Origin of the sequence: Bradyrhizobium sp. STM 3566 (assembly GCF_045571445.1) — a bacterium.
Lineage (GTDB): Bacteria > Pseudomonadota > Alphaproteobacteria > Rhizobiales > Xanthobacteraceae > Bradyrhizobium > Bradyrhizobium vignae.
This window is the reverse complement of sequence record NZ_CP120692.1, coordinates 814496-827098: the sequence shown is the minus strand read 5'-3', so window position 1 is coordinate 827098 and position 12603 is coordinate 814496. Positions and strand designations below refer to the sequence as shown.

9 protein-coding genes are annotated in these 12603 nt (G+C 65.4%); 6 read left to right on the top strand and 3 right to left on the bottom strand.

The features are described 5' to 3' along the window. Window positions 1-70 precede the first annotated feature (70 nt). The gene (locus tag P6U27_RS03855; RefSeq protein ID WP_122400728.1) at window positions 71-355 is read right to left on the bottom strand and encodes a hypothetical protein; all 285 of its coding nucleotides are present in this window, start codon (window positions 353-355) and stop codon (window positions 71-73) included. A 190-nt stretch (window positions 356-545) separates the two neighbouring features. Here P6U27_RS03855 and P6U27_RS03850 point away from each other — a divergent pair, with 190 nt between their 5' ends. From P6U27_RS03850 to P6U27_RS03835, 4 genes are all read left to right on the top strand, one after another. Further along, entirely contained in the window at window positions 546-866 is a 321-nt protein-coding gene (locus tag P6U27_RS03850; protein ID WP_122400727.1) for a hypothetical protein, read from the top strand. A 226-nt stretch (window positions 867-1092) separates the two neighbouring features. Beyond that, window positions 1093-1818: an outer membrane protein gene (locus P6U27_RS03845; protein WP_122406356.1), complete on the top strand. Its 726-nt coding sequence runs from the start codon at window positions 1093-1095 to the stop codon at window positions 1816-1818. Window positions 1819-1978: 160 nt separating this feature from the next. Next, window positions 1979-4135 (top strand): methyl-accepting chemotaxis protein, encoded by a 2157-nt coding sequence (locus P6U27_RS03840; protein WP_122400726.1) that lies wholly within the window; start codon window positions 1979-1981, stop codon window positions 4133-4135. Between the two features lie 137 nt (window positions 4136-4272). Next, entirely contained in the window at window positions 4273-5334 is a 1062-nt protein-coding gene (locus P6U27_RS03835) for an MBL fold metallo-hydrolase (protein WP_122400725.1), read from the top strand. Window positions 5335-5479: 145 nt separating this feature from the next. Here P6U27_RS03835 and aroQ read toward each other — a convergent pair whose 3' ends face one another. Then, window positions 5480-5911 (bottom strand): type II 3-dehydroquinate dehydratase, encoded by a 432-nt coding sequence (gene aroQ / locus P6U27_RS03830; RefSeq protein WP_122400724.1) that lies wholly within the window; start codon window positions 5909-5911, stop codon window positions 5480-5482. A 294-nt stretch (window positions 5912-6205) separates the two neighbouring features. Here aroQ and hemA point away from each other — a divergent pair, with 294 nt between their 5' ends. Continuing rightward, window positions 6206-7435 (top strand): 5-aminolevulinate synthase, encoded by a 1230-nt coding sequence (gene hemA, locus P6U27_RS03825; protein WP_129143457.1) that lies wholly within the window; start codon window positions 6206-6208, stop codon window positions 7433-7435. Window positions 7436-7779: 344 nt separating this feature from the next. Beyond that, on the top strand, window positions 7780-11289 hold the full coding sequence (locus tag P6U27_RS03820; RefSeq protein ID WP_122400723.1) for a hybrid sensor histidine kinase/response regulator: 3510 nt from the start codon (window positions 7780-7782) through the stop codon (window positions 11287-11289). A 39-nt stretch (window positions 11290-11328) separates the two neighbouring features. On the opposite strand, the gene P6U27_RS03815 is transcribed toward P6U27_RS03820, so the two are convergent. Further along, window positions 11329-12360 (bottom strand): alpha/beta fold hydrolase, encoded by a 1032-nt coding sequence (locus P6U27_RS03815; protein WP_122400722.1) that lies wholly within the window; start codon window positions 12358-12360, stop codon window positions 11329-11331. Window positions 12361-12603 lie beyond the last annotated feature (243 nt).

Below are 12603 nucleotides of genomic sequence, written 5' to 3'. Positions count from 1 at the left end.
ATCTGCTCTCCGGATCGGTGAGCGGCACGCGTCGATCCGGAGAGCGGCGTCCACGTCGCCGAAGCGCCCTCTATCTCGTGGTGTTGCTCCAGGTGGGGACCGCGTTAGTCACGCCGACCGAAGGCCAATTGTACGAGCCGATCGACGGCGCGGTAACGGTGCCGACCGTCTGTCCGGATGACCCGTAGGGCCCCGTTGGCTGCGTGGCCGGCACGCCGACACCGCCATAGGTCGGCGCCACCACACCGGTGCTGTAATGCCGGCTCGACCGGACCTTCTTTGCTTCAGCCGCGAAAGGCGTAGCAAGCAGTCCGGTCGTGACGAGCGCGGCGATCGCGAGTCTGATGGTTCTCATGGCTGATCCTTTCGCCCGGTGCGCCCCGTCATGCCAAGTGTTCACTCATAGGGAAATTTCCACAGGTCTCCATTCATAACTCCGTGCGCGGGCGAAGGTGCCGGAGCGCGGGCACGCAACTGCCGCCTTCGGACGGACCCGAATCAGCGCTACTGCGTTGCGTTCCGTGATTTCCCTGGACGCAAACAGCATGACCGGCGCCGAACTGAAGCAGCTTCGCAACGATCTCTCCGATGCCCTCGAGCGCGAGCTCACTGCAGCCGACATGGCCAGGCTGTGCGGATTGCCGGAGAGAGGCGGCGCCGACACCATCCGGCGCTGGGAGGTCAGCGGTCCCTCGCCGGAGGCGACCAAGATACTGCGCGTGCTCGCGATGGCGAGCGAGCGCTATCCGATCCTGGAGAAGTTCGACATCTTCGATCGTCATGACGTCCGCGAGGAAGACCGGCCCGCGAAGCGCGCGGCCTTTCGCGCGCAGATGCGCGATGAGGCGCGGCGGCGTCTCGGTTAACAAGAGGTGCGCACAAGTTACCTGTCACGCGCGAAGTTAAGCCTTCCTTCAGCACTTCTTAAGCCGGCATTAAGCACGAAAATCGTTTGCGCCCCAATAAGTTGGGTTGGCTCTCGCTGCGCCACGGATGTGACAGCATTTTCGTCAAAAGCGAGCTATCTGCAAAACCAACGACGGCGCGAAACAGCGCGCCTGCCGGGGACATAAAGTGTTGGAGTTCAAGACCATGAAGAAGTTTCTGTTTGCGACCGTTGCGCTGCTCGCGCTGGGTGCGGCTGCGCCGGCCGTCGGCGCCGATCTCGGCGCGCGCAATTATTACAAGTCTCCGGCCCCGGCCTATGCGGCACCGATCTACAACTGGACCGGCTTCTATCTCGGCGCCCATGTCGGCGGCGCGTTCTCCAGCGACAACAATTTCAACGGCCTCTCCACCGGCAACAATGGCAACGGCCGCTTCCTCGGTGGCGTGCAGGTCGGTGCTGACTGGCAGCTCAACCCGAACTTCGTGGTCGGCGTCGAAGGCCAGTATTCCTGGCTCTCCGGCAGCGTCGGCGCGGTGTTCCCGGGCGGCGTCGCCTACACCAACGATCAGCGCGGCCTCGGCTCGATCACCGGCCGCGTCGGCTATACCTGGGGTCCCGGCCTGCTCTATGTGAAGGGTGGCTACGCCTATTCGGACAACAACGAGAAGGTGACCGTCGGCGGCGTTCCGACCGGCTTCATCATCGATGGCGATCACCGCAACGGCTACACCCTCGGCGCCGGCCTGGAATACATGTTCGCCCCGAACTGGTCGGCCAAGGCCGAGTACCAGTACTACAATTTCGGCGACGCGCACTTCACCGCGGGCCCGCTGGCCGGCACCGGCAACTTCACCACCGACGACCATACCTTCAAGGCGGGCGTCAACTACCGCTTCAACTGGGCAAGCCCGGCTGTGGCGCGCTACTGATCGGTTATCAAAACCTTATCGCGCTGAAGGGCCGGCCTCGTTGCCGGCCCTTCTTTTTTCGCCCTGCGGAACATGCGCAACCAATTGCGCCAATTGCGATTTTTTAACCGGTGCTGCCGATACTGCCGCCCACAAACAAAAGAACATTGGGGGAATTTCGATGGCGATCCGTCTGGGCCTTGGCGGCTTCCTTGGCCGTTTCCGTCCTCGTTTCAAAATGCCGAAATGGGGCGTGCGCGGCAGCCTGTTCGCGGCCTTCGCGGTGATCGCAGGCATGGGCCTCGTGATCGCGGCCGGCGCTGGCCTCGCGCTGCAGAATCTCGGCGGACGCATGACCGAACTCAGCGGGCGGGACATTCCACGCCTTTCCGCCAGCCTGCAATTGTCGGCACTGAGCGCGAGCCTTGCGGCGCAGGGACCAGCCCTGCTTGCGGCGCAAAGCGAGGACGCCCTGAATGAACGCACCAAGAAGCTCAGGGAATTGCAGGAGCAGACGCAGCAGAAGCTCAACGAGATCATCGAGCTCGGCGCCGACAAGAGCGTCGTCTCCGGCCTCAGCGACACCATGAAGAGCATCAACGAGGCGGCTCAGAGCCTGGCGAAGGCCGCCCGCGAACGGCTCGATATCGCGGCGCTCCATGATAAGCAATATGACGCGCTTCGCAGTGCGCAGGGCGCGTTCGTCGGCGCCGCGAGTCCGGCGATGCTGGACGCGCAGACCCGCGTCAACGCCATTCTCGGTTCGGCCGACATGTCAGCCGCGGATGCAACCGACGCCGCGCAGACCGTCGGTCAGCTCGGCAACGTCGTCGCCAGCGGCAATCTCGCTGCCGCCGACATGAGCGCGGCGCTGTCGGCCAGCACGAGCGACAAGCTCGACGACATCCAGAAGGAATTCAAGACGGCACAGGGACGCCTGCGCTCGAACCTCGATCTGCTGCCGGACAACCAGGGCAACAAGATGCTGCGCGAGACGGCGGAGAAGCTGCTCGCACTCGGCACCGGCAAGACCGGCGTGTTCAATCTGCGCGAGAAGGAGCTCGACTCCATCGACTACGGTCAGACCATCCTGGACGAGACCCGCAAGCTCAATGTCGGCCTCGGCATCAGCGTGCAGCAGCTCGTCGAAGGCGTGCAGAAGGAGACCAACGCCTCGACCTTCGCGGCGCGGCAGGAGATTTCGCTCGCGACGTCAGTCATGCTGGCGCTGGGCGCGTTGATGCTGGTCGGCTCGGCGCTGTTCGTCTGGCTCTATGTCGGCCGCAACATCCTGCGCCGGATCGGCGCCTTGCATCAATCGATGCAGCTGCTGGCGAACGGCGATCTCGAAACCGAGATCTACCGCTCGAAGAACCACAACGACGAAATCTCGGTGATGGCGAACACGCTGCAAGTGTTCCGGGAAAGCATGATCGAGACCCGCGCACTGACGAACGCGCAGGACAAGGACCGGATCGCCAAGGCCGAGCGTGCCGCGCGCATGGAGGCGAAGATCGCCGAATTCGAAAGCACGGTGCGCTCCGCGCTCGACAATCTGGCGCAATCGGCCAATTCGATGCAATCGACCGCGCAGAGCATGTCGAACACTGCCGACCAGTCCAGCGCGCTGGTGAACGCGGTCGCCTCCGCGGCGGAGGAAACCTCGGTCAACGTGCAGACCGTGTCGGCCGGCACCGAGCAGCTGTCCTCCTCGATCCAGGAGATCAGCCGCCAGGTGGTCACCTCGGCCGAGATCGCCAAGAAAGCCGTCGATGAAGCGGGATCGACAGATGCCACCGTACAGAGCCTTGCCGACAGCGCGAGCCGCATCAGCGTCGTGGTCGACCTGATCCAGACCATTGCCTCGCAGACCAATCTGCTCGCGCTCAACGCCACCATCGAGGCGGCGCGCGCGGGCGAAGCCGGCCGCGGCTTCGCGGTGGTCGCCTCCGAGGTGAAGAGCCTGGCGAGCCAGACCGCCAAGGCGACGGAAGAGATCCGCACCCAGATTTCCAGCATGCAGGAGATCACGAGCTCCGCGGTCGGCGCCATCCAGGGGATCGGCCGGATCATCGGCGAGATCAACGACGTCACCACGACGATCGCCGCCGCAGTCGAGGAGCAGGGCGCCGCCACGCGCGAAATCGCCCGCAACATCCAGCATGCCGCCGGCGGCACCAGCGAAGTCTCCAGCAACATCATCGGCGTCTCCACCGCGTCCGCCGAAGCCGGCGCTGCGGCCAGCGAGGTGCTGAACGCCTCTGACGCGCTCAGGCGCGAGGCCGATATGCTGCGCGGGGAGATCGATGCATTCCTCAACGACATGCGGGCGGCGTAGGGACGCCGGCCCGTAGCCTGGATGAAGCTGCGCGCAATCCGGGCTACGGAAAACGGCCGGTATGCCGGCCATGCGGAGTAGCATGGCCCGTCCTTTTTCGGCTGGCGCCCCGCGCGCGCTGGGTTTAAGCGGGTAGCATGAGCTCAAAAACCGACACCGCACAGTCCTCGGCCGAGGCCCTGCGCTACCCCTGGGAACAGCACCCCGGCCCCGAACAGATCGTCGAGGTCAGGCCCGGCGTGTTATGGGCCCGGTTGAAGCTGCCGTTCCGCCTCAACCACGTGAACATCTACCTGCTCGCCGATGGCGACGGCTACGCGATGATCGATGCCGGATTCGGCAACGAGGAGACGATCGAAGCCTGGACCAAGCTGTTCGATGGACCGCTGAAGGGAGTCAACATCACGCGCCTGATCGTCACTCACTCGCACCCTGATCATGTCGGTCTCGCGGGGTGGATCGTCGAGCGTTTCAATTGCCCGCTGGTGATGTCGCAGGTCGAATATCTGCAATCGGTCTATCACCAGAACCGCGGCACCGAGGAGCGGCGCGAGGCGCAGCGGCTGTTCTTCCGCCGCCACGGCATGGACGAGTCGCTCACCGAAAAGCTGCTCGGCCGCGGCCAGGACTATCTCAAGCGCGTCTCGGTGCTGCCGCCGTCCTACCGCCGCATCTCGCATGGCGACGACGTCGTGATCGGCACGCGCCGCTTCAAGGTGATCACCGGCGGCGGCCACGCACTCGATCAGGTGATGCTGTATTGCGCCGACGACAAGCTGTTCCTCTCCGCCGACCAGGTGCTGAGCAAGATCTCGCCGAATGTCAGCGTCTGGGCGGTCGAGCCCGACCAGAACTCGCTCGGCGAATATCTGGCCTCGCTCGCCAGCCTCACCACGACACTTCCCTATGACGTGCTGGTGCTGCCCGGTCATGGCGTGCCGTTCTACGGGTTGAAGACCCGCATCAAGCAGCTCGCCGACCACCACGAGGAGCGCTGCCGCCTGATCGCGGAAGCCTGCCGCGAGGTGCCGCAAACCTCGCGAGCACTGGTGCCTGTCGTGTTCAACAAGCACGTGCTGGACGAGCACCAGATGGGTTTTGCCGCCGGCGAGCTGGTCGCCCATGTCAACTACATGATCGTCGAGGGCCGGCTGACGGCCGAGATGCAGGACGGCGTGTTGCAGTTTCGGACGACGTGAGTCTTGTCTTCGCCTCGCCTGCGGGAAGAGGCCGACACGCGAAGCGTGGCGGCGCGAGTCCAATTCTCACCGTCTCCGCGGAGAGCCCCTCACCCCAACCTCCCGCAAGCGGGGCGAGGGAGCGCACCGCCGCCGCGGCAGCATCTCACTTCATATTCGCGATCGCGTGCAGTGCCGCGATGTAGCCGAACGGTCCCAGCCCGCAGATCACACCGGTTGCCACGAACGAGATCTTCGAGTGGCGGTGATATTCGTCGCGGGCGTGGATGTTGGAGATGTGAACCTCCAGCACCGGGCCCTCGAATGTCTTGATCGCGTCCATGATCGCGACCGAGGTGAAGGAGAAGCCGGCCGGGTTGATGACGATGGCATCGGCGTCCTGCCGCGCCGACTGGATCAGATCGACGAGCACGCCCTCATGGTTGGACTGGTGGAAGGCAAGCTTGAGGCCGAGCTTGGCGGCGGCCTCCCCGCAGCTCGCGTTGACCTCCGCGAGCGTCGTCGTGCCGTAGATGTGCGGCTCGCGGATGCCGAGCATGTTGAGGTTGGGACCGTTGAGGATCATCACACGTTTCATCGGGGCTTCCTTTCGAATGGGTCCGCGTCGGCGCGACCGGCTCGGCAATCATGGACGGCAGCCGCGCCATGGACAAAATGTCCACGGCAGCCCCTGCCTGGCCCTGGCAACTCCGGTCCGGACGGCAGGCCCGTGTTAGGCGCTTGATCCACATCAACAATCGCCGCCGGACCGGCGTTATCAATTGGCCCGCTCGCCTTGCTTCGAATGTGCGCAGGCGCATGGACATTGGAGCTGGAAAAGCTCTAAAAATGAACGGCCGCCTTGGACCAGGTTCCGCAGCAGGTTTTGCCGATGGATTACAACCAGTTCTTCGATACCGCCCTCGACCGTCTCCACACCGAGCGGCGCTACCGCGTGTTCGCCGACCTCGAACGCACGGCCGGCCGGTTCCCGCACGCGGTCTGGCACTCCCCCAAGGGCAAGCGCGACGTCGTGATCTGGTGCTCCAACGACTATCTCGGCATGGGCCAGCACCCGAAGGTGGTCGGCGCCATGGTCGAGACCGCAACGCGCGTCGGCACCGGCGCCGGCGGTACCCGCAACATCGCCGGCACGCATCATCCGCTGGTCCAGCTCGAAGCCGAGCTCGCCGATCTCCACGGCAAGGAGGCCGCGCTGCTGTTCACCTCGGGCTATGTCTCGAACCAGACCGGCATCCCGACCATCGCAAAGCTCATTCCGAACTGCCTGATTCTGTCGGACGAGCTCAACCACAATTCGATGATCGAGGGCATCCGCCAGTCCGGCTGCGAGCGCGTCGTGTTCCGCCACAACGACGTTGCGCATCTCGAGGAGCTGTTGAAAGCGGCCGGCCCCAATCGGCCGAAGCTGATCGTCTGCGAGAGCCTCTATTCCATGGACGGCGACGTCGCGCCGCTCGCCAAGATCTGCGATCTCGCCGAGACCTATGGGGCGATGACCTATGTCGACGAAGTCCACGCCGTCGGCATGTACGGCCCGCGCGGCGGCGGCATCGCCGAGCGCGACGGTGTGATGCATCGCATCGACATTCTCGAGGGCACGCTCGCCAAGGCGTTCGGCTGTCTCGGCGGCTACATCGCGGCCAACGGCCAGATCATCGACGCCGTGCGCTCCTATGCACCGGGCTTCATCTTCACCACCGCGCTGCCGCCGGCGGTCTGCTCGGCCGCAACCGCCGCGATCAAGCACCTGAAGACGTCGAGCTGGGAACGCGAGCGCCACCAGGACCGCGCCGCCCGTGTCAAGGCGATCCTCAATGCCGCCGGCCTGCCGGTGATGTCGAGCGACACCCACATCGTGCCGCTGTTCGTCGGCGATCCCGAGAAGTGCAAGCAGGCCTCCGACCTCCTGCTCGAAGAGCACGGGATCTACATCCAGCCGATCAATTATCCGACCGTCGCCAAGGGCACCGAGCGCCTGCGCATCACGCCCTCGCCCTATCACGACGACGGCCTGATCGATCAACTCGCCGAAGCTCTCCTGCAGGTGTGGGACCGCCTCGGCCTGCCGCTGCGCGAGAAGTCGCTGGCCGCGGAGTAGGCCCTTTCCACCCTCCCCTGGAGGGTCCGAGACGAGCGTAGCTCGCTCGTGGGTCGGCTCACATTGAGCACAGCGAAATGTGAGACGGGGTGGGGTGACAGTCTCTCCACGTCCAACGGTGCCCGAGTGGAGAGATCACCCCACCCCGCTCGCGCTGCGCGCGATCGACCCTTCCCCTCCAGGGGAGGGTAAGTGCCAGCGCGCGTCCCGCCTTGCCTTAACGACACCCGCAGTTCCCGCTTGCGCCGGGCATTTCGCTGTCGCTTGCGTCGGCTCAACGCGCTAGATTTGCTGGGAAAATGAGCTCGGGCGCCGCCGGCGCCCAGGGAGAGAGCCCCCGACCCATGCTGCACGACTGGGGCGTGATCGCCGCCGCTTTCGGCTATATCGGCTTCCTGTTCCTGGTGGCGAGCCATGGCGACCGCCGCTCGCCGGCGGGGCGCGGCCGCGCCTCCGGGCTGATCTATCCGCTGTCGCTGGCGATCTACTGCACCTCGTGGACCTTCTTCGGCTCGGTCGGTTTCGCCACCCGCGCCTCGACCGACTTCCTGGCGATCTATGTCGGCCCGATCCTGATGATCGGGCTTGGCGCCGGCGTGCTCCGGCGCGTGATCCAGCTTGCCAAAGCCCACAACATCACCTCGATCGCCGACTTCATCGGGGCCCGCTACGGCAAGAGCCAGGCGGTGGCGGCGACGGTCGCGCTGATCGCGATCATCGGCTCGGTGCCCTATATCGCGCTCCAGCTCAAGGCGGTGGCCTCCTCGCTCGGCACGATCCTGAGCGAAGACCAGGCCTTCTCCCACATCCCGATCCTCGGCGACATGGCGCTGATGGTGACGCTGACGATGGCGGCCTTCGCGGTCCTGTTCGGCACGCGGCAGACCGATGCCACCGAGCACCAGCACGGGCTGATGCTGGCGGTCGCGACCGAATCCATCGTCAAGCTCGTTGCCTTCCTCACCGCCGGCATCTTCGTCACCTTCTGGATGTTCTCGCCGCACGAGTTGATCGAGCGCGCGATGAAGACACCGGAAGCGGTGCGCGCCATCGAATACTCGCCGTCGATCGGCAACTTCCTGACCATGACGCTGCTGTCGCTGTGCGCCATCATGCTGCTGCCGCGCCAATTCCACGTCAGCGTGGTGGAAAATTCGTGCGACGCCGAGGTCAGCCGGGCGCGCTGGCTGTTCCCGCTCTATCTCGTCGCCATCAATGTGTTCGTGATCCCGATTGCGCTCGCCGGGCTCGTGACCTTCCCGTTCGGCGCGGTCGATCCTGATATGTACGTGCTGGCGCTGCCGATGGACGGCGGCGCGGGACTTCTCAGCGTCGCCGTTTTCGTCGGCGGCCTGTCGGCGGCGACTGCGATGGTGATCGTCGAATGCGTCGCGCTCTCCATCATGGTCTCGAACGACCTCGTCGTGCCCCTGGTCCTGCAACGGCGGCCCGAAGGCCGCACCGGGGCCACCGGTTTCGGCGACTTCCTGCTGCGCTCGCGGCGGCTTGCCATCTTCGCCATCATGGTGATGGCCTATTTCTACTATCGCGCGCTCGGCAACGCCCAGCTCGCGGCGATCGGCCTGCTCTCCTTTGCCGCCATCGCACAGCTCGCCCCCAGTTTCTTCGGCGGCCTGTTGTGGCGGCGCGCGACCGCGCGCGGCGCCATCGGCGGCATGCTGGTCGGTTTTGCGGTCTGGCTCTACACGCTCTTCATCCCGAGCTTCATGGATTCGTCGACATCGGGGATCCTGCTGCTCCAGCATGGTCCGTTCGGGATCGAGGCGCTGCGGCCGCAGGCGCTGTTCGGCGCTGACCTGCCGCCGCTGATGCACGGCGTGGTCTGGTCGCTCTCGCTCAACATTCTCACCTATGTGCTGCTGTCGCTGGCGCGACGGCCGTCCTCGATCGAACTGGTGCAGGCCGACCTGTTCGTGCCCAACACGCTGGCGCCGATCACGCCCAGCTTTCGTCGCTGGCGCACCACCGTCACGGTGCAGGACATCCAGACCACCGTGGCGCAATATCTCGGCCCCGATCGCGCGCGGCAATCGTTCGAGGCCTTCTCGGCCCACCGCAATATGCGTCTGGAAGCCGGAGCACCCGCCGATTTCGAGCTGCTCCAGCACGCGGAACACCTGATCGCCTCCTCGATCGGCGCGGCGTCCTCGCGCCTCGTGATGTCGCTGCTCTTGCGCAAGCGGACGGTCTCCGCCAAGGCCGCGCTGAAACTGCTCGACGATTCCCACGCGGCGCTGCATTTCAACCGCGAGATCCTCCAGACTGCGCTCAACCATGTGCGCCAGGGCATCGCGGTATTCGACGCCGACCTGCAACTGATCTGCTCCAACCGGCAATTCGGCGATCTCCTCAACGTGCCCCCGCATTTCATCCAGTTCGGCACCCCGCTGCGCGAGATCCTGGAATTCATGGGCGTGAGCGATCCGGCCGATGAGAGTGGTCGCGAGGCGATGATCGAGCAGCGGCTCGTGGCCTACACCACCGACGGCGAGCCTTATCTCGAACGCCTGCCGGAACGCCACATGGTGATCGAGGTGCTCACCAACCGCATGCCCGGCGGCGGCTTCGTCATCACCTTCACCGACGTCACGCCCACCTTCGAGGCCGCGGAAGCGCTGGAGCGCGCCAATGCGACGCTGGAGAAGCGCGTGCGCGACCGCACCGAGGAGCTGACGCGGCTGAACTCGGAGTTGGCCCTGGCCAAGAGCGCGGCGGAAGACGCCAGCATCTCCAAGACCCGCTTCCTCGCCGCTGCCAGCCACGACATCCTCCAGCCGCTGAATGCGGCGCGGCTCTATGTCACCAGCCTGGTCGAGCGCCAGCACAATGGCGAAGAGACGCGGCTGGTCGAGAACATCGACGAATCCCTGCAGGCCATCGAGGAGATCCTCGGCGCGCTGCTCGACATCTCCAGGCTCGATGCCGGCGCGATGACGACCTCGATCTCGAGCTTCAAGATGGCCGATCTGATGCGCTCGCTGGAGATCGAGTTCGCGCCGATCGCGCGCGCCAAGGGCCTGGAACTCGCCTTCGTGCCCTGCTCGCTCCCGGTCAAGTCGGACCGACTGCTGCTCCGGCGGCTGCTCCAGAACCTGATCTCGAACGCGATCAAATACACCCCGCGCGGGCGCGTGCTGGTCGGCTGCCGCCGCCGCGGCGCCTCGCTCAAGATCTCCGTCTACGACACCGGCGTCGGCATTCCCGCGGTCAAGCGCGGCGAGATCTTCAAGGAATTCCATCGCCTCGAGCAGGGCGCGCGGATCGCTCGCGGGCTGGGACTCGGCCTCTCGATCGTCGAACGGCTGGCGCGCGTGCTCAACCACGGCATCGCCATCGACGCCAATAGAAGCGGCGGCTCGGTGTTCTCCGTGACGGTGCCGACGGCGAAGGCGGTCACCCACACTGCCGCCGTGACCAGTGCGACCCCGCTGGCGCGCACGCCGATCGCGGGCGCGCTGATCGTCTGCATCGAGAACGATGCGGCGATCCTCGACGGCATGCGCACGCTCTTGAAGGCGTGGGACGCCGAGGTGATCGCCGTCGCCGATCCCGAAGGCGCGATCGCCGCAATCGAAGCAGCCGGAAGGCGCGTCACCGGACTCTTGGTCGACTATCACCTCGATCGCGGCAACGGCATCGCCGCCATCCGCGAGATCCGGCGCCGCTTCGGCGACGCAATCCCCGCGATCCTGATCACCGCCGACCGCAGCCCCGCCGTGCAGGTCGCCGCGCGTGACGAGAAGATCGCGGTGCTCAACAAGCCGGTGAAGCCGGCCTCGCTCCGCGCCCTGCTCGGACAATGGCGCACGCAGCAGATGGTGGCGGCGGAGTAATCGGCCCCGGCCGCACCGAACGGAGGTCTTGAAACATCGTCAGGCGCCTTCGCCGATATCGATGACGGCCTTGGCAAAGGCCTGCGGTGCTTCCTGCGGCAGGTTATGACCGATGCCGCCGGTGATCAGGCGAAACTCGTACCGGCCCGAGAACTTCTTGGCATAGGCGCTCGGCTCGGGATGCGGCGCTCCGTTGGCGTCGCCTTCCATCGTGATCGTCGGCACCGCGATCTGCGGAGCTGCGGCCAGCTTCTTTTCGAGCTCCTCATACTTCGCCTCGCCCTGGGCGAGCCCGAGCCGCCAGCGGTAATTGTGGATCGTGATCGCGACGTGATCCCCGTTGTCGAGCGCCGCCGCGCTGCGGTTGAAGGTGGCGTCGTCGAACTTCCACTGCGGCGAGGCGAGCTTCCAGATCAGCTTGGCGAAATCGTGCGTGTACTTCTCGTAACCGGCGCGGCCGCGGTCGGTCGCGAAATAGAACTGGTACCACCATTGCAGTTCGGCCGATGGCGGCAACGGGGCGCCGCCGGCGGCCTGGCTGGAAATCAGATAGCCGCTGACCGACACCAGCGCGCGGCAGCGATCCGGCCACAGCGCGGCAATGATGTCGGCGGTGCGCGCGCCCCAGTCGAAGCCGGCGACGACGGCCTTCTTGATGTCGAGCTTGTCCATCAGCGCGATGATGTCGGCGGCCATCGCCGCAGGCTCTCCGTTGCGCGGCGTTTCGCTGGAGAGAAAACGCGTCGTGCCGTAGCCGCGCAGGTAAGGAATGATCACGCGATAGCCGGCCTTGGCGAGGATCGGCGCGACATCGACGAAGGCGTGAATGTCGTAGGGCCAGCCGTGCAGCAGGATCGCCACCGGACCGTTCGACGGGCCGGCTTCCGCATAGCCGACATTGAGGACACCGGCGTCGATCTGCTTGATCGGGCCGAAGGAGGCATTCGATGGGGACGGCCGCTGTGCCACCGTCTCGGCGCGCGCGAGGTCGATCGCGCCGAGGCCGACGGCGGCGGTTCCGGCTGCGATGCCGAGGAATCGGCGGCGATGCTGGTCGATCATCTGTTTCATGGTCGTGGTCCTTTGATCGTGTCGTTACGCAACTGACTATCAGCGTGTTACGCAGGGCGCCCGTTTGGACTTGTGAGAAGTTGTGAGGCGGGCATGAAGCCGCTTGCCAGCATCTGCAAGCGTGGCCTGCTCAGGGCTATGGGAACGCGGGTCAACGCACGCCCGCGAGGCAATCCAGAATCCCTCCGCGGGAAGATTCTGGATTGCTTCCATGCGTCCATCGCAGCCCCGATCCGCGGCTCG

Bases quoted from the DNA above. Each gene is read 5' to 3' on its own strand.
- P6U27_RS03855 (WP_122400728.1), bottom strand. From the start codon at position 355: ATGAGAACCATCAGACTCGCGATCGCCGCGCTCGTCACGACCGGACTG.
- P6U27_RS03850 (WP_122400727.1), top strand. From the start codon at position 546: ATGACCGGCGCCGAACTGAAGCAGCTTCGCAACGATCTCTCCGATGCC.
- P6U27_RS03845 (WP_122406356.1), top strand. From the start codon at position 1,093: ATGAAGAAGTTTCTGTTTGCGACCGTTGCGCTGCTCGCGCTGGGTGCG.
- P6U27_RS03840 (WP_122400726.1), top strand. From the start codon at position 1,979: ATGGCGATCCGTCTGGGCCTTGGCGGCTTCCTTGGCCGTTTCCGTCCT.
- P6U27_RS03835 (WP_122400725.1), top strand. From the start codon at position 4,273: ATGAGCTCAAAAACCGACACCGCACAGTCCTCGGCCGAGGCCCTGCGC.
- aroQ (WP_122400724.1), bottom strand. From the start codon at position 5,911: ATGAAACGTGTGATGATCCTCAACGGTCCCAACCTCAACATGCTCGGC.
- hemA (WP_129143457.1), top strand. From the start codon at position 6,206: ATGGATTACAACCAGTTCTTCGATACCGCCCTCGACCGTCTCCACACC.
- P6U27_RS03820 (WP_122400723.1), top strand. From the start codon at position 7,780: ATGCTGCACGACTGGGGCGTGATCGCCGCCGCTTTCGGCTATATCGGC.
- P6U27_RS03815 (WP_122400722.1), bottom strand. From the start codon at position 12,360: ATGAAACAGATGATCGACCAGCATCGCCGCCGATTCCTCGGCATCGCA.